This window comes from Bradyrhizobium sp. (assembly GCF_027451485.1).
Lineage (GTDB): Bacteria > Pseudomonadota > Alphaproteobacteria > Rhizobiales > Xanthobacteraceae > Bradyrhizobium.
Genome location: NZ_DAIDJE010000067.1, coordinates 1 through 16111, shown reverse-complemented (window position 1 = coordinate 16111; position 16111 = coordinate 1). Strand labels below are relative to the sequence as shown.

The 16111-nt window shown below is 60.7% G+C and carries 16 protein-coding genes; 10 read left to right on the top strand and 6 right to left on the bottom strand.

Annotated features, from left to right (window positions below; all coding sequences use genetic code 11):
- Together NEZ08_RS09815 and NEZ08_RS09810 are read right to left on the bottom strand one after the other, a co-directional pair.
- Positions 1-872 (bottom strand): alpha/beta hydrolase (locus tag NEZ08_RS09815; protein WP_298106421.1); only part of this gene is annotated, 872 nt, incomplete at its 3' end.
- A gap of 25 nt (positions 873-897) precedes the next feature.
- Complete coding sequence (locus tag NEZ08_RS09810; RefSeq protein WP_298106420.1) at positions 898-1851, bottom strand: N-carbamoyl-D-amino-acid hydrolase; 954 nt, start codon at positions 1849-1851, stop codon at positions 898-900.
- 186 nt (positions 1852-2037) lie between these two features.
- Between NEZ08_RS09810 and NEZ08_RS09805 the strand changes: the two genes are divergently transcribed.
- From NEZ08_RS09805 to NEZ08_RS09795, 3 genes are all read left to right on the top strand, one after another.
- Positions 2038-2487: a PaaI family thioesterase gene (locus NEZ08_RS09805; protein WP_298106419.1), complete on the top strand. Its 450-nt coding sequence runs from the start codon at positions 2038-2040 to the stop codon at positions 2485-2487.
- A complete protein-coding gene (locus tag NEZ08_RS09800; protein WP_298106418.1) occupies positions 2484-2921 on the top strand; it encodes a MarR family transcriptional regulator in 438 nt (145 codons plus the stop codon). Before NEZ08_RS09805 ends, NEZ08_RS09800 begins: the two co-directional genes overlap by 4 nt.
- A 272-nt stretch (positions 2922-3193) precedes the next feature.
- Positions 3194-4282, top strand: coding sequence for a mandelate racemase/muconate lactonizing enzyme family protein (locus NEZ08_RS09795; protein ID WP_298106417.1), 1089 nt, complete (start codon positions 3194-3196; stop codon positions 4280-4282).
- 28 nt (positions 4283-4310) lie between these two features.
- Here the strand turns inward: NEZ08_RS09795 and NEZ08_RS09790 are convergent, their stop codons facing one another.
- Entirely contained in the window at positions 4311-5198 is an 888-nt protein-coding gene (locus NEZ08_RS09790) for a LysR family transcriptional regulator (protein WP_298106416.1), read from the bottom strand.
- 137 nt (positions 5199-5335) lie between these two features.
- Between NEZ08_RS09790 and NEZ08_RS09785 the strand changes: the two genes are divergently transcribed.
- Entirely contained in the window at positions 5336-5749 is a 414-nt protein-coding gene (locus tag NEZ08_RS09785) for a DoxX family protein (RefSeq protein WP_298106415.1), read from the top strand.
- A 2-nt stretch (positions 5750-5751) separates the two neighbouring features.
- On the top strand, positions 5752-6570 hold the full coding sequence (locus tag NEZ08_RS09780) for a class III extradiol ring-cleavage dioxygenase (RefSeq protein ID WP_367278397.1): 819 nt from the start codon (positions 5752-5754) through the stop codon (positions 6568-6570).
- Between the two features lie 211 nt (positions 6571-6781).
- Here NEZ08_RS09780 and NEZ08_RS09775 read toward each other — a convergent pair whose 3' ends face one another.
- Positions 6782-7192 carry a hypothetical protein gene (locus NEZ08_RS09775; RefSeq protein WP_298106414.1) on the bottom strand — a complete coding sequence of 137 codons (411 nt, stop codon included), beginning with the start codon at positions 7190-7192 and terminating at the stop codon, positions 6782-6784.
- Positions 7193-7225: 33 nt separating this feature from the next.
- Positions 7226-8959 carry a methyl-accepting chemotaxis protein gene (locus tag NEZ08_RS09770; RefSeq protein WP_298106413.1) on the bottom strand — a complete coding sequence of 578 codons (1734 nt, stop codon included), beginning with the start codon at positions 8957-8959 and terminating at the stop codon, positions 7226-7228.
- Between the two features lie 581 nt (positions 8960-9540).
- On the opposite strand from NEZ08_RS09770, the gene NEZ08_RS09765 reads away from it, so the two are divergent.
- Positions 9541-11022 carry a PAS domain-containing methyl-accepting chemotaxis protein gene (locus NEZ08_RS09765; RefSeq protein ID WP_298106412.1) on the top strand — a complete coding sequence of 494 codons (1482 nt, stop codon included), beginning with the start codon at positions 9541-9543 and terminating at the stop codon, positions 11020-11022.
- 462 nt (positions 11023-11484) lie between these two features.
- On the opposite strand, the gene NEZ08_RS25765 is transcribed toward NEZ08_RS09765, so the two are convergent.
- Positions 11485-11748: a transposase gene (locus NEZ08_RS25765; RefSeq protein ID WP_367278396.1), complete on the bottom strand. Its 264-nt coding sequence runs from the start codon at positions 11746-11748 to the stop codon at positions 11485-11487.
- Positions 11749-11910: 162 nt separating this feature from the next.
- Between NEZ08_RS25765 and NEZ08_RS09755 the strand changes: the two genes are divergently transcribed.
- The 4 genes from NEZ08_RS09755 (at position 11911) to NEZ08_RS09740 (ending at position 15370) form a co-directional block, all read left to right on the top strand.
- On the top strand, positions 11911-12579 hold the full coding sequence (locus NEZ08_RS09755) for a response regulator (RefSeq protein WP_298106410.1): 669 nt from the start codon (positions 11911-11913) through the stop codon (positions 12577-12579).
- A gap of 1 nt (position 12580) precedes the next feature.
- Positions 12581-12859 carry a hypothetical protein gene (locus NEZ08_RS09750; protein ID WP_298106409.1) on the top strand — a complete coding sequence of 93 codons (279 nt, stop codon included), beginning with the start codon at positions 12581-12583 and terminating at the stop codon, positions 12857-12859.
- A gap of 200 nt (positions 12860-13059) precedes the next feature.
- Complete coding sequence (locus tag NEZ08_RS09745) at positions 13060-14334, top strand: hypothetical protein (protein WP_298106408.1); 1275 nt, start codon at positions 13060-13062, stop codon at positions 14332-14334.
- A 400-nt stretch (positions 14335-14734) separates the two neighbouring features.
- Complete coding sequence (locus tag NEZ08_RS09740; protein ID WP_298106407.1) at positions 14735-15370, top strand: MarC family protein; 636 nt, start codon at positions 14735-14737, stop codon at positions 15368-15370.
- Positions 15371-16111 lie beyond the last annotated feature (741 nt).

Genomic DNA, 16111 nt, shown 5'->3' with positions numbered 1-16111 from the left:
CCGGTGATCGACGAGGAGACCGCGCGGGGGTCGCGCTGCGGCCAACGGCCGCTCTCGGCGTGCTTGAGAAAATCGCCGACGATCCGGTTGTACTCCTCCGGTTCTTCGATGTTGATCGCGTGGCCCGAATTCGGGATTACCGAGAGAGCCGCCGAAGCAATATTCTGCTTCATGAGAATGCCGGGCAACAGGCACGGCCAGTCCTCATCCCCGGTGATGATCAGGGTCGGCACGGTGATGCGCTTCATCTCGTCAACCAGCGCATAGAGCGAAGGCCGCTCCTTCTGGACGCCCTGCTGGGTATTGGCCGACCCCACCTTCGAATGTTCGGCCAGCATCCGCTTGAACTCGGCGTGGCCGCGCGGGTCCTTGTTCTCGTATTGAACGCGGGTCGGCCCATAGGCGTAGCGTTCGGCAAACGCCGCCATGCCTTCCTTTCGGAGCGCATCCGCGATCACATCGGCCTCCGCGCGAAAGGCTTCGCGCTTGTCCGGTTCGGCGCCGTAGCCGCAGCCGCCAATGCACAAGGACAAGGCACGCGCCTGATGCCGAATGCCGAAATGCAGCGTGGCAAAGCCGCCCATCGAGAGGCCGACGATGTGCGCTTTCGGCGCCTTGATGTGATCGAGCACGGCGAGGATATCGTCGGCCGCGCGCGCTTGCGAATAGGAGGAGACGTTCTCAGGCACGTCCGAGGGCGGAAAGCCGCGCGCGTTAAAGGCGATGGCGCGGTAACGCTTGCCGAAATGCCGCATCTGCAGCTCGTAGCTGCGCAGGTCGCCGGCGAATTCGTGCACGAAGATCACCGGCTGGCCCGATCCGGTTTCCTCGAAATACAGGCGCACGCCGTCATCGGTGGTTGCATAGGGCATGGTGATTCTCCCTGCTTCTCTCTGGTCACGCGGATGGCGCGGCGGTTCCGTCGGCCATCAGGTTTCGTCCCTTCCGCTCGACGATCAGCCGATAGGCCTGAGGCTGGCGGTGCACGTCGAAATTGAAGGTGGTGCTCTTGTAGGAATTGCACAGATCGAGATCGCAGCGCGCGAGCGCGATCTCGTCGCCCTTGGTGATGCAGGCGGCGGCGACTTCGCCTGACGGCGCGATGATGCAGCTTCCGCCGATCTGATCGACGCCTTCCTCGACACCTGCCTTGGCGACGCCGATCACCCACGTGCCGTTCTGGTAGGCGCCGGCCTGCATCACGAGCTGGTTGTGGAACAGCGAAAGATCGTCGTGCTCCGGCGCGGGCGGGTTGTGGACCGGCGTGTTGTAGCCGATCAGGACCATCTCGACCCCCTGCAGTCCCATCACGCGATAGGTCTCGCTCCAGCGGCGATCGTTGCAGATCGCCATGCCGATCACGCCGCCGAACGCCTCGGCCACGCCGAAGCCTGCGCCGGGCTCGAAGTAGCGCTTCTCGAGATGCTGGAATTTGCGCCACGGCTCGTGTTGGGCATGGCCGGGCAGATGAACCTTGCGGTATTTGGCGAGGATCGCGCCGCGCTTGTCGACCAGGATCGACGAATTATAGCGGTGGACGAGGCCATCCTCGACCGTCAGTTCGGCGTAGCCGAGATAAAAACCGATTCCGAGTTCGCCCGCGAGGGCGAACAACGGCTGCGTTTCCGGCCCCGGCATCTCCCGCTCGAAGAAGCGATCAATTTCGGCCTGATCTTCCATGTACCAGCGCGGAAAGAACGTCGTCAGCGCAAGCTCGGGATAGACGATGAGATCGCACCCGCTCTCCCGCGCCTGGCGCATCAGCCCCGACAGGCGAGCCACCACCTCGCTGCGCGTCTCACTTCTGGCGATCGGGCCAAGCTGGCCCGCCGCGACATTGACCAATCGCACTTCAAATCTCCTTCGGCCCTCGCGCCCCGATCCGGCCGGCCGGCGCGGCGCTACCCTACGCCAGCGGTTCGCCGATTTCGACAGCTTGCACAGCAGCAGAGACGGGTCTTGATATAGTTCATACATGAACTATCATGCCGTCCAATGGCGCGGTCGTTCGCCAGCAATCATCGGGCAGCACGCCGCATGTACCAGGCGCAGGATCCAGATTTCAGGCAACGCGTCGAGGCAAGCTTTGCACGCCAGCGCGCGATGGCCACCTTGGGAATCGAGCTGGTTTACCTCGTGGCCGGCGAGGTTCATCTGGCGATGCCGTCCAACCCCGACCTGACCCAGCAACACGGCTTCATGCATGCCGGCATCATCACCACCGCACTCGACAGCGCCTGCGGCTATGCCGCATTCACGCTGATGCCGTCCGATGCCGCGGTGCTGACCGTGGAGTTCAAAACAAGCCTGCTCGCTCCGGCGAAAGGCGAGCGCTTCGTCTTTCGGGCGAAGGTCATCAAGCCGGGCAGAACTCTCACCTTCTGCGAAGCGCAGGCGCTGGCGCTGGAGGGATGGAAAGAAAGGCTGGTCGCGACGATGACCGGTACGCTGATGGCTGTTGTCGGGCGCGAGGGGATCGTCCAATGACGGAGGCGAAGACATCCGACAAGCCGCCGCGGCTGTTTCATCTGATGTCGCTCGCCCAGCATCGCCTGCTGAGGCATGCAGATGCTGCCTTCAACGAAGCGCTCGGCATCAGCATGACCCAACTCGGCGCGCTCTTCGTTCTGGAAAAAACGCCCGGCGCCCCGGCCAGACAGGTTGGCGAGACGCTCGGCATCAACAAATCCGCCGTCACGATGCTGGCCGACCGCATGGAGCATGCCGGCCTCGTGCGCCGCGCACCATCGGACGAGGATCGCCGAGCGGTGCGACTGTTCGCAACGCCGGCCGGCCTCGCCAAGGCCGCAGCGGCACGCCCGATCCTGGCGCGTCTCACCCGGAAGCTGACCCAACCCTTCGACGAGAACGAGATGGCCGTGGTTGCGCGGTTTCTCGAATCCATCATTGAACGGTTCTGAAGCGCAATGAGATGGGGGTGAATCGTCCTCGCGCTTTGGCTGTTTGATTGAGCATGACCTTTTCGGAAAAACCGCTGCACACTTTTCCGGATCATGCTTTGCGCGCCCGGGTGATTCAAACGCCGGTCACCCCTGCGCCCACGCATCTTGACCTCCCGAACAGGTCGCGCCTCTTATCGTTGCCCGCGCCGCCATGCTGCCGTCTGCCCGTGGCGGCCAGCGTGAAGCGCATGAACAAACAAGAGCGGCGCGGGAATGAGTTGGAGGACAGCATGAAAATCCAGCAGATCAAGGTCAACTTCGTCCGCCTGCCGCCGGAAGAACCGTTGGTCGGCGCGCCTTACATGATCGGGATGATGTGCGAATTCTTCACGGTGCAGGTGCAGACCGACGAGGGCATCGAGGGCATCGGCGTCACCGCATTCGGCGGCAAACTGGTGCGTTCGCTCCGCGCCGCGCTGGAAGAGTTCGGTGAGTTGATCAGGGGCGACGACCCGCTGCGTGTCGAACAGCTCACGGCCAAGCTGCGCGCCGCGTCGGCTTCTTGCGGCTCCGGCATCGCGATGCTGGCGATTTCGGCGATCGACACGGCGTTATGGGACATCCGCGGCAAGGCTTTCGACATTCCGCTGGCCCAGCTGTTGGGCGGCGCGCGCGACAAGGTGCCGGCCTATGCCAGCGGCGCGTTGTCGCGCACGACGCCAACCGACAAGCTGCAGCGCGCCGCAGCCGCGCTGGTCGAGAAGGGCTATCGGCAGGTCAAGACCCAGATGGCCGTCGAAGGATTGACGCCGGCTCAGGAAATCGAGCGCATTCGCCTGGTCCGCGACGCGGTCGGACCGGAAGTCAATCTGATGGCGGACATCAATCAACGCTGGAGCGTCGCCGAGGTGATTTCGATCGGCCATCGCATCGAAGAGCTCGGTCTCGGATGGCTGGAGGACCCGACGACATGTGACGACCACCAGGGACACGCCAGGATCGCCGATGCGCTGGCGACGCCGATCTGCGCCGGCGAGTACCTCTGGGGCATCGAGCCGCACCGCCAGGCGATGGCGCACCACGCCAGCGATATCACCATGGTCGATTTGCTCCGCGTCGGCGGCGTGACGCAATGGATGAAGGTGGCCGGGATGGCGGAAGCGTTCAACAGGCCGGTGGCCAGTCATTTGCTGCCGGAGATCCATGTCCATCTGGTCGCCGCCGTGCCAAACGGCCTGGTTGTCGAATACATGCCGTGGACCTGGCGCCTGTTCGAGGATCCACCGATGCCGGTCAATGGCGAAATCGCCGTGCCGTCAGGACCGGGACTCGGACTGAAATTCGCCCCCGGCCTGTTCGAGAAATATGAGGTAAGCTGATCGCGTTCTCACGGAAAATAGGCGGCAGCTACGTCAGGCGTCGATCCCGCGCGATGAAATCCAGGAAGCTGCGCACCTTGCCCGAGAGATATTTGCGGGTCGGATAGACGGCGAGCAGCCGGCCGGCGAAAGACAGCGTGTCCGGAAACAGACGTTCCAGCCGCCCTGCGGCGAGATCGTCAGACACCAGCCATTTCGGCAGGAACGCGAAACCCATCCCCTCGAGGCAGGCGTGATGCATCAGCGTTTCGTTGCCGCTGGCGAGGACGGGCGCGAATTTGATCGTCTCGCGTCCCTGCCCGGTCCCCCGCGTGACCACTCCGTCGCCGTGCACCAGGCTGTAAGCGATCAGGGGAGCGCCTTCGAGATCGTCGAGCGAAGCGGGGCGGCCGCGCGCGTCGAGAAACTTGCGGGAGGCGACGAAATAAAATGGCGCATCGGCGATCGTGCGCGCGATCAGACCGGGCCCCGGAGAGGCCGTGACCCGAAGCGCGAGGTCAAAACCTTCCTCGACGAGATTGACGAGCCGGCCGCTCAGGTCGACCTCCAGCGTCACGTCCGGATGGTGCGCGCGGTAGTCGGCCAGTACGCGCGCAAACAGCGGATTCGCCATCCATACCGGCGCGCTCACGCGCAACCGACCCTTCGCCCTGACTGCGGTGTGACTGACCGCAGCCTCCAGTTCGTCCAGGCCTTCGACCATCTGCCGGGCCTGTTCAAAGTAGAGTGCGCCGGTCTCGGTCAAGCTGACATGGCGGCTCGTCCGGTTGAGCAGGCGCGCGGACAGACGCTCCTCGAGGCGCAGGACGTGCTTGCTTGCCATCGCAGGCGATACGCCGAGGCGCACGGCGGCGGCCGTGAAGCTCTTCAGCTCCGCCACCGTGCAGAACACCCGAATGCTCATCAGCGTATCCATCGGATTCCCTCTGTCGCCGTTTCTCCTCCTCCCTCCATTATCAATGTACAGGAAATGATTCTTCAATAAATGCCACGATGAAAAACAATTGAGAAACAGTTAAATCCCCGGCGGAAGCTGTTTGGAGAACGAAATCGATGTCTGGACTCGAAAGCTGGTCGCCCCGCGTGCTCGCGGTTGTCAGAATCATCACGGCGCTGTTGTTCATCGAACATGGGCTGATGAAGCTCGTCGCCTTCCCGGCGGCCATTCCGGGCCTGCCGAGTCCGCTGCCGGGCATCATGCTCGCCGCCGCCTTGATCGAAATCATCGGTGGCACGCTGATCGCCGTCGGGCTCCTCACCCGAATCGCCGCCTTGCTCTGCTCCGGCGAGATGGCGGCCGCCTATTTCATGTTTCATGCGCCGAAGAGCTTCTGGCCGGCGGTGAATCAGGGCGACGCCGCGATCCTTTTCTGCTTCGTCTTTCTCTATCTGGTGTTTGCCGGCGCGGGAGCCTGGAGCCTGGATGCCTGCTTGCCGTCCGCGCAGCCGAAAGTCGCAAGAGCCTGACCATGAGCCAGCGAATCCCCAGCTATTACCTGTCGCATGGCGGCGGCCCGTGGTCGTTCATGGAAGGTGACATGCGGCGCCGCTTCGACCAGCTCGAGGCCGCGTTGCTGGCGACCGCCCGGGACTGGGGCCGTGCCGTGCGGGCGGTGCTGGTGGTTTCAGGACACTGGGAGACGGCGGAGTTCGCCGTCTCGTCGGCAGCCCATCCCGGCATGGTGTTCGATTATTACGGTTTCCCCGAGCATCTCTATCACATCAAATACGACGCGCCCGGCTCGCCGGAACTGGCGATGCGGGTGCGAGCCTTGCTGCAGGCCGGGGGCCTCGCATGTGACTGCGATCCGGAGCGCGGCTTCGACCACGGAACATTCAGCCTTATGAAGCCGCTCTATCCGAGCGGCGACATGCCGATCGTGCAACTGTCCATCAAGCAGGACTACGACGCCTGCGCGCATCTCTCGGTCGGACGGCTGCTCGCGCCGCTTCGCGACGAGGGTGTCCTGATCATCGGCAGCGGTTCGAGCTTCCACAATCTCGGACTGAGAGGCCCCTCGGCACGCCAGCCCTCTCGCCGTTTCGACGATTGGTTGCAGCAGACGCTGCTTCGCTCATCGGCCGCAGAACGCCGAGAGCGCGTTGTCAGCTGGACGACTGCGCCGGACGCGCGCATCGCCCATCCCCGCGAGGATCACCTGATTCCGCTGATGGTCGCGCTCGGCGCTGCCGAAGAAGACCCTGCCGCGCTCGTCTACCACCAACCGGACTTCTTGGGCGGTTGGGTGCTGTCGAGCTTCCGGTTCGGCGAGCCGGTCCGCGCCTGAACCGCGCGGCGACGCTGACGCACTAGAAAAAGCAAGGCGAGGCGGTTGAGCCCTTCGCGAAATGAATTCGAACTCGGGTTGCCTACTGCCGGCTCGGTCGGCAGCGCAGTTGTGTGGCCACCCAACGAATTCCTCTGCGGTGGAACCTGACATCGTAATGCATTTATCGTTGACGAGCGTAATGCACCCCTCGCGACCATCTTGGAGACGATTAAGACGTGGTCGTGAAAGGAAGATTCAACATCGATGATCGGGAGTTTCTTGCGCGCGTGTCAGTTGCTGCGATGGCTGATGCGGGTTTAGCTTCGGCAGGGTTCGCGTTACGTGCGCCGAGGAAGCGAAGGTCGATCAGCTTTTCGCGGGCTCCCGCGATGAGCGTCCGGATTCCTCCGATCTGTCCCAGAAAGAGATCTCGCGTGCGCGGATCCGGTGCCGTATCGACTGCAGCCGACAACGAACCTGCGATATCGTCGAGGCGCCGCAACAGCTCTTCGAGCTGCTTCACGCAATGTAACTGTTCTGCGGCGACACTCGACAGGAGGGCAGAAACCGATTCGACCACCATGACCCGCGATCTCACGCTCCTCGCCGGGTCCTTCGGAAAATTCACCATTTCGCCCATTGATAACCGTTCCGTTGGAAGCGGCGGCGCAGCTCAAGCTGCCCGCACCCTGGTCAGGAAAAGCTCGACTTCCTGCTTGAGGCGTTGACCGTCAGCCGCGAGTGCCTTGGCGGACGTAAGAACCTGCGAGGAAGCGGCCCCGGTTTCAGTGGCGCCGGATTGCACTTCGATAATGCCCGATGAGACCTGAGACGCACCGACTGCGGTTTGTTGGACGTTGCGCGAAATCTCCTTGGTAGCGTTGCCCTGCTCCTCGGCGGCGGCCGCGATGGCTGCGGTGATCTCCGACATGCTGCCGATGGTGGACATGATCTCCTTGATGGCCGTGACCGCAGTCGACGCGGTCGACTGAATCTCGACAACCTGGCTGGAAATGTCCTTCGTAGCGCGCGCGGTCTGGGCAGCGAGTTCCTTGACTTCGGAGGCAACGACAGCGAAGCCCCGGCCCGCTTCCCCGGCGCGGGCGGCCTCGATCGTGGCATTCAGCGCCAGCAGGTTGGTCTGCTCGGCAATTGCAGTGATCATTCCGACAATACTGCCGACCTTATCGGCCGCGGCGGCGAGCTTCACCATCGAGCGGTCGGTAGCCCCGGCCTGCGCGACCGCCTCGTTGGCTACGTTCGAGGAACCCTCGATCTGGCGGCCAATCTCGGCGGCGGCAGCCGCCATCTCCTCAGTCGCAGCCGCGACGGACTGGACACTCGCAGATGCCTCTTCGGATGCGGACGCGACGGCCGTCGAAAGCTCCTTCGTCGCGGAAGCAGTGTTGGCAAGAGCCGAAGCCGCCTGTTCCAGGCCAGCAGAATTCGACGACACCCGTTCGATGATGCCGCCCACCGCACTCTCGAAGGACGCGGTGAACTTTTCCATTTCCTGTTTACGTTGCTCAGCGGCTCGAGCTTCCGTCTTCGTCTGTTCGGAACGCAGGCGCTGTGTCTCCGAGAGGCTTTCCTTGAAGACCTGCATGGCGCGCGCCATATCACCTATCTCATCACCACGCTCCGCTCCGCTGATAACCACCGAAAGCCTTCCGTCCGCGAGCGTTTTCATGCTTGCGACGATCGCTCCGATAGGCCGTGAAACTGCGAACACGCTGATCAGCCCCGCGGCGACGAGCACAATGATCGCCACGCCGCCCGCAATTTCCGACGCCGTCGCAGACCTGGCCATTTCGGAGCGGACCTCAGCCTTTTCCGAGTCGGCTCGCGAAGACGAAAATTTCGTGATCTCTCCAGCCAGTTCTTCGACCTTGGCGGAAGCCGGGAGTGCCACGCTTCGAACAAGAGCGTCGATTTCCGTCTCCAGCGCGGCGGTCTCCGCCGATATTCCCTTCCCTGCCGCAGCGGAAATCCTGTGCTTGATGCTCGCGACACGGCCACCGGCCCCGACATAGGTACCGATGCTCCTCCGCAATTCTTCCATACGTGCCTTGTTCTCCGCCGAGACCGACCGACGCATCATCTCGGCAGTCAATTCGTCGGCGGACTTACCGGCCGCGGCCAGCACACCCTCGCCTGAGTGGATGGCGGAATCGGTGCTTGCCAAGCGCATGTCTCGGACAGCGACCTGCATCCGTCGAACCTCGGCTTCGACCCCAATCGCCAGCCTGGCGATTTCTTGCTGTTCGAGCGCCTTGGCGGTACCTCGTTCGGCACTTGCGTTGCCGAGAACCTGATTGGCGATCATTGCCGCGACAAAGAGAGTCCCGACGAGCGACGCGGTAACGAGTTTGGTGGAGATGCGAATGCTGGCGATCATGCGCGGCATCGTTTTTTTCCGGCGAAGGAGGACAACTTCGCGCAACCTTTTCAGCGCAGATCGCTTTCGTCGTTGCGCCAGATCAACTCCAGGCTAGAATAAAGAAGGATCACTACCCTAGATTTTAACGCAGGATTTACGAATCGCGAGTGTCAGCGTAACTTTCTCATTGCGGCTCGCCGTCAATTTCCCAGTCTCTTCCCATCCAACGGTCGTGAAAAGATATCCTCGGGCCCAGAATTTGTGGCCGAGAAAATTCAGCATCTTGCGTTCGACATTCTTCGCGATCCAGATCGAACTCTTCTCCTTCATAATCGATTATAGGTGCCACCGAACATTTCCGAGGTATCGAGATCAACATATGGACATGATCGGATGCCTCCTCGATCCGGCCTTCTTGCGGCGCCGGATCGTGAAACGCCCGGCCTGGATGCCGCTTATTTTCGCGAACAACATCTTCGCCACTTCGGCGCAGACGCGACAGAGACTTGCACTTGCAACCACCGTAAGAACACGGGATGCATGCAATATAAACTTGCGGTTAATTAACGCGGCACAACTTGATCTCGCTTTTATCGCGAGGTTTTAAGATGAGCTTTTTTTCTGGTCCGAATGAATTGAAAGCGAAGGTAGCCGCAATCGGACGCTCCCAAGCCATCATCGAATTCGATCTCGATGGAAACGTGCTTGATGCGAACGAGAACTTCCTGAAGACGCTGGGCTACGATCTATCGGAGATCAAGGGCAAGCATCACCGGATGTTTGTTGATCCTGAATATGCGCGTAGTGCTGAATATCAGCAGTTTTGGGCCGACCTTCGGAACGGGCAGTTCAAGGCCGATGAATTTTGCCGGATTGGCAAAGGCGGCAATGAAGTTTGGATTCAGGCCTCCTACAACCCTCTGCTGGGTTCCAATGGAAAAGCCTACAAGGTGGTAAAATTCGCCACCGATATCACCCCGACGAAGCTGAGGAATGCCGACTACGAAGGACAGATAGCAGCAATCGATAAGTCTCAAGCCGTCATCGAATTCGATCTGGAGGGCACCGTCCTGAAGGCGAATGACAATTTTCTGAAAGCACTCGGCTATCATTTGAAGGAGATCAAGGGCAAGCATCACAGCATCTTCGTCGACACCGCCGAACGAGACGGCAGCCAGTATCGGGAATTCTGGCGCGACCTTCGCAGCGGGAAATTCCAAGCCGGCGAGTTCAAGCGTATCGGCAAGGGCGGCAAAGTCGTCTGGATCCAGGCAAGCTATAACCCCGTTCATGACGCGCGAGGGAGACTCTGCAAGGTCGTCAAGTTCGCTTCGGATACGACGCCCCAGGTCGAGGACCGGTTGCGCCGGGCTCAAATTCAGAAGTCTATAGATCGGGATCTGGCCCTCATCAGCAGCGCAGTCGAATCGACAACCGCTCGGGTAACGTCGACCATGGCGGCCTCAAACCAGACATCCTCGAACATGCAGGCGGTTGCTGCGGGAGCCGAAGAACTGGCCACGTCCGTTGCCGAAATAAGTCGGCAGACCACAAAAGCGCTGGATATTTCCCGAAGGGCTGTAGGGCAGGCAAACGAGACGACGGAGATCGTCTCGGGCCTGTCCACTTCGGCTCAGAAGATCGGAGATGTCATCAATCTGATCAACAACATTGCCGCTCAAACTAATCTGCTCGCGCTCAATGCAACGATCGAAGCCGCCAGGGCGGGCGAGGCCGGCCGCGGATTTGCAGTGGTCGCATCAGAAGTCAAGAGTTTGGCCTCGCAGACGGCCAAAGCCACGGATGAAATCAGCAATCAGATTGCCGAGGTTCAGAATTCCACCGGAAACGCAGTCGGAGTTATCTCCAAGATCGCAGAAACGATCTCAAGCCTGAGTGAAATCTCGACCGCCATTTCAGCATCAGTCGAGGAACAGGCCGCGGTGACCCAGAGCATGTCCCAAAATATGCAAATAGCGGCCCAGGGCGTAACCGAAATCAACACGAATATGACCACGATCGCCAACGCGTCAAAATCGGTGAGCGAGGCGACCGAAAAGGTCCGAGAAGCATCAAGTAAGGTTGCCTGAAGGCGCGCCGTTCATTGTAGCTCAACAGGAAACCAATCGGTCACTGCAGAGCAAGGCCGCCTCACCAGGCGGCCTATTTCGTTTCGTAGATGCCGCCTTCGGTGTAGGGCTTCGGATACCTGCCGATTGACGGACGTCTCCGCGTGATCGGAGGCTGGCGTCCCACGGCCAAGGAGTGAAACCCGCGTTTGAGGGATCGTAGAGCCATGCGGCGAAGACTGTGGCGATTTGAGAACCGCGAGCGAGATGGCTGCTTTGATTCTGCCCGATGCGAGGGATTGTTTGATGGTGAAGCGGCCGACAATCCTCATGCATTCGGAGTGTCGGCCGATATTGCGGCGTTGCGCCCGCGAGAACCTCGATGATGATCAAACGTCCACCACAGCATGGTCGGTTTGGCGACGTCGACAGTGGCAGCGTGCAGGTTTCGAGGCGACGAGCAACTCGCTCGCGCGAGCGATATCAGCGCTCTCCCCCTGGCGAACAGGCCGCAGTGTTGGATGCGACGCAAGCCCTTTGGCAGATGTGGATGAGAAAGTGGAGGATGAACTCGAAGATGGTGAGCGTCATCCGCTCGTATCGAGCGAGGCCTTCGATGCGGCATTCTTTACAACTGGAGGTGACGCCGCGCTCGCCTAAAGCGACCAGGCGACTGTTGGCAATGGCCGACACAACGCGACAAGTGGGACGGCACCGCCTCGGGTCCGCCGGATGGCCGTTTCGCATCTGGCTTTAGCGATGCGGGGACGGATGCATCGTTCACAGAAACTACCGTCTCCGTAATTTCACGGAAGAAATCACGGCGATCTGCTTGCGCCAGATCAACGTGCAGCGACGATCGGCCATTTATTTATAGTTGAATTGCCGTTCGAATTGGGGAACTCGGTGATGACAGGACAGGCTTTTGGCGAGCCATACATCTACGTGGTTGAAGACGACATAGACGTCCGGCGCGCGCTTTCATTGATACTTGCCCGAGCTGGCTATCACGTGAGCTGCTTCGCCGACGGGCTATCCCTGATGGACGCTCTTCACGCGAAATCGGCAGCTTGTATCTTGCTGGATATCTGTCTCCCAGGACCCTCCGGGATCGATATCCTCGAGCGCCTCAAGGACAAGGGTGTTGTTGCGCCTGTTGTCATTGTGTCGGGAAATCAGGATATCAAAACGGCGGTCGATGCAATCAAGTTGGGTGCTGTTGATTACATCGAGAAGCCCTTTTCCGGCGAGGATGTGCTGGCGCGGGTTGAAGCGGCGATCCGCGCTTCCTCCGACCCGAAGCAAGCGCACACAATCCCAAGCACCTTTCCGGGCTCCGGATCATTGACCCGGCGAGAACGTGAAGTTCTCGAGCACACCGCGTCGGGACAATCAGCGAAGCAAATCGCAATTTCACTCGGACTAAGTCCCAGGACAATCGAAGACCATAGAGCAAACCTCCTTCGGAAGGTTGGCGCCCGAAATGCAGCCGAACTCATACTCAGGGTAATGTCCGGATGGAGCCGAACTGATGGACACGCCGAAGATCATTTAGGACGGAAAGACAACGCCGGATGATATGAGAGCGCTGCTGGACCTCTATCAACTTGAGTTTGTCTCGCTTAGAGATATCGATACGGTCAAAGCGAACGGCAGCATTGTGTTCGACGTTAGCCTACGATCGACGAAGGCCGATTTGAAATTGAAATGCTGGCTATCGGCCAGATCCAGCGGCACCATCGTGTTCTTTGTCGCCGATTCAACTTCGCATCATGAGGGCAGCCAGGCATTGAGCCTCCGAGCGACGGCTCATCGACGGGCGGCCGACCAAACCCTTCGCAAATCAGTTCAGGAGTGATGCCCCGGAGGTATCGAACCACTACACTGCGATTTCAGTTGCATCTATCAACTGAGCTGACCGGGCCTGGCCTTCCCGGTCGGCCTATGGCCGCATTCGATGCAAGCTTTCGCCCCGGCTAACCGGCTCGGCGGGCTTTGGGTCGGCGGAACTGCCCGCGCACCAGCGTATTGGCTCCGTGAAAGGATAATCAGGCTTTCATGGAAACGTCAGAAGCATACCTGGAAAGGAAGCGTGATGAGATCAGGCTCTTGAACAACAGCCTGACGACGCCCCTGACTCTCAAAGATCCTCGCTCGCCATCCGAGTTCGTTCGGCAAAAATTTCGCCTGACCGCCGCGCTGAAAGCGGAGCACGTGCTGGGCGATTGGACAGCAACCGAAACCGATTGGGCCGGCGCTCAACATCGCAGCGGTCCCTTCGAGTTCACCTATGATTATCAGCGCGCCGATCTGGATGTGCGCGGTCCATCGTTTTACGAATTAAATGGCACTCACGAGACGGTGTATACGGGGTCGGGAATGGCTGCCATCGCAGCCCTTCTCTTCGCCCTGGCCAGGCTGATTGACCACGCGGATGTCGTGCTTCCGCCTGGCGCCTACGGTGAGACCCAGGAATTGATCGAAGGCTATGCTCGCCACCTGACGCTGACCACCCGCGATCGACCTTTGGCGGAAACCTCAGCTCTCGGATCCTTATGCCGGATGTTGTGGATCGATTCATCGTCGCCGGATTCTTCTTTCGAAGCGGCGATCCATCGAGGAAATTCGCCGTTTGACCTCGTGATCTTTGATACCACATGCCTCTGCGCAAGCTCCGGCCGCGTGCGGCGTGTGGCAGAATGGGCAGAACGAGAAAATCTGCCGCTTGTGCTGGTGCGCAGCCATACAAAGCTGGACTCGCTGGGCGCGGAGTACGGGCGCTTGGGCTCGGTAGTATTCATCTGCGACAAGAGCGGTTGCCGGGCGCCGAAATCGAGATTTGAAAACCTGCCGACTGAGATGCGAAATGCCCTGAGGCTCTTCGGCGGCGCTCCATTGCCAGCGCATTTTCCGCCCTACGTCGGCACGACCGCCTACCGTGAACTCACCAGAAAACGAATGGCTGCGATCATCCGGAATAGTCGCCGATCCAGCCGATATCTCGCCACATCTCTTCCGGGACTGACGGCCGAGCTCCGCTTCTCTCACGGCCTGTATGTGACCCTCCAGGGCGCACGCCCCCTGTCTGAGTCGACGGCCCGCAAGGCAGCGGCTGCGATGAGCGACGATCTCGGTCGAGCAGGCCTGCCGATCCGTCACGCCGGAAGTTTCGGCTTCGACTTCGCCGCCACCGAGTGGTTTCGCGAGCCCGCGACCGGGAGGTATTTCGTCCGCATTTCCGTGCCGGATCTTCATACCGCACTTTGGGATGATTTGACGCGGGCGATCGCCGAATGGTGGACGGCGCATGAAGGCCGGCAAGGTGAGGCATGAAGGTCGAGGATGGCAAGGCAGTCTCACCAACGTCTTGGGAACACCATGCGCGACCGCGCGTTCGGCTGGAGGCATGAAAGCAGGCGACGCGTTTCTCTGAGCACTCGCCAGCGCAGCGAGCGCGGCGTTCACCGGCACGGTCCGCCGGCCGCGCCGCCTTGTTGTGGCTTGAATAAACCTGCTGGTTCGATTCTAACATTCGCATCCCTTCCCAGCAGCGAATTTTGCGAATGTTGGAATCAAAGGACCGCTGGCAGACATGGGTTGCTGGTGGAGTTCAGGATTTGAGACTCGCTTTGCGAACTCGCGGCCAGGTGGGTAGCGAATGTCAAATCCACTCCACCGGCTGGAACCAGCCGTTATTCTTTCGCAGATGCCACCTGCTCCTCTTACAGGAAACATGCCTGTGTTGAATTACGTCACCTCGTCGTTCGTGACCTTGACCGTTGTCATCGACCCGATCGGGCTTGTCCCCGCCTTTATTGCCCTCACGCTCGGCCTCGATGCCGCGCAAAAGCGCGCCATCGGGTGGCGGGCTTCGACCATCGCTTGCGTTGTCCTGATCGTGACGGCGCTGATTGGAGACTGGTTCCTGGTTCAGCTTCAGATCGGCTTGTCCGCATTCCAGATTTCCGGCGGCATTCTCCTGTTCGGGGTGGCAGCGCGAATGATCCTCGGTGAACATATGCGGCAGGAGAGCCGTGAGGCGGAAAGTGCCGCGCGCGAGAAGGTCACGGACCTGGCTGCCTTTCCGCTCGCGATCCCCTTGATCGCCGGGCCCGGCGCCATCACCGCCACGTTGCTGCTCGCCAGCCGGACCGGGGGAAATTACCTTTGGCTGCTCGCACTCATCCTGATCATCGCAGCCGTCTCGCTTGCGTCGGCGTTGTCGTTTGAGCTCGCCGACGTGATTGCACGCATGCTGGGCCGCACGGGCAACATCGTGGTGGCGCGATTGCTCGGGATCGTGCTCGCCGCATTCGCGACCCAGTACGTCATCGACGGGATCAAAGGCGCGTTTGATTTGGCGAAGTGAGAGCGCCAACGAGAGCCTTGCGCTGCGCGCCAAGCTCCTTGACGTCCCGCTGCCTTATGGACTTGCATGCGGTGGACCAGCCCGAGCCGCCCGCAAAGATCGGGCCTTTGAAACTTCGCAAGCGCGCTGACGCAGCTTTTATAGATTTAGGTCGGGTGAAGCTCACCTTCACCTCGTCGAACCGGGGTCTGCACGCGCAATTTCCCCCTTGCGGCGTCGGGCAAATCAGTGGTTGTTCTTCGCGCGTCCCGTGCTCATCAGGAGGGGCGGACGCGTCGTCACGATCGTGGAACGCGGGATGCGATGGACGCGTTGGCGCCGCCGGACGAGCGGCACGGATGCGGACGGCGAAGTCGTGTGGTCTTGATGCCTCGACGCTGGCATTAACCTGGTGACAATGCTGACGCATTGCACCGGGGATGGTGGCAAGAAAGCCCGATCACCAGAGAGAGCGCGAAGGAAGCCGTTAAAACCAATCGCGCAGGGAAGGCCGGATCGCTCCGGCGTACCTGTGGTGGTTAACTCGTGTCCTTTTTTCTTTGGACGCGAGGCTGCGGGTGCGTCACGCATCCGGCTTTCCCTGCGCCCTCCTCTTCGAGGGTCACGCGATCTCGCAAAGCTCGGGCAAACCATGCCGCGAGAATGCGAGGGTGTGACCAAATGGTTTACGTCATTCCCGGGCGCGCGTGAGCGCGAACCGGGAATCCATAATGGCGCCCTGTTGCTGGGAGGAATGGATTC

Coding starts and splice junctions, on each gene's coding strand:
- NEZ08_RS09805 (WP_298106419.1), top strand. CDS start 2,038: ATGTACCAGGCGCAGGATCCAGATTTCAGGCAACGCGTCGAGGCAAGC.
- NEZ08_RS09800 (WP_298106418.1), top strand. CDS start 2,484: ATGACGGAGGCGAAGACATCCGACAAGCCGCCGCGGCTGTTTCATCTG.
- NEZ08_RS09795 (WP_298106417.1), top strand. CDS start 3,194: ATGAAAATCCAGCAGATCAAGGTCAACTTCGTCCGCCTGCCGCCGGAA.
- NEZ08_RS09790 (WP_298106416.1), bottom strand. CDS start 5,198: ATGGATACGCTGATGAGCATTCGGGTGTTCTGCACGGTGGCGGAGCTG.
- NEZ08_RS09785 (WP_298106415.1), top strand. CDS start 5,336: ATGTCTGGACTCGAAAGCTGGTCGCCCCGCGTGCTCGCGGTTGTCAGA.
- NEZ08_RS09780 (WP_367278397.1), top strand. CDS start 5,752: ATGAGCCAGCGAATCCCCAGCTATTACCTGTCGCATGGCGGCGGCCCG.
- NEZ08_RS09775 (WP_298106414.1), bottom strand. CDS start 7,192: ATGGGCGAAATGGTGAATTTTCCGAAGGACCCGGCGAGGAGCGTGAGA.
- NEZ08_RS09770 (WP_298106413.1), bottom strand. CDS start 8,959: ATGCCGCGCATGATCGCCAGCATTCGCATCTCCACCAAACTCGTTACC.
- NEZ08_RS09765 (WP_298106412.1), top strand. CDS start 9,541: ATGAGCTTTTTTTCTGGTCCGAATGAATTGAAAGCGAAGGTAGCCGCA.
- NEZ08_RS25765 (WP_367278396.1), bottom strand. CDS start 11,748: ATGCGAAACGGCCATCCGGCGGACCCGAGGCGGTGCCGTCCCACTTGT.
- NEZ08_RS09755 (WP_298106410.1), top strand. CDS start 11,911: ATGACAGGACAGGCTTTTGGCGAGCCATACATCTACGTGGTTGAAGAC.
- NEZ08_RS09750 (WP_298106409.1), top strand. CDS start 12,581: ATGAGAGCGCTGCTGGACCTCTATCAACTTGAGTTTGTCTCGCTTAGA.
- NEZ08_RS09745 (WP_298106408.1), top strand. CDS start 13,060: ATGGAAACGTCAGAAGCATACCTGGAAAGGAAGCGTGATGAGATCAGG.
- NEZ08_RS09740 (WP_298106407.1), top strand. CDS start 14,735: ATGCCTGTGTTGAATTACGTCACCTCGTCGTTCGTGACCTTGACCGTT.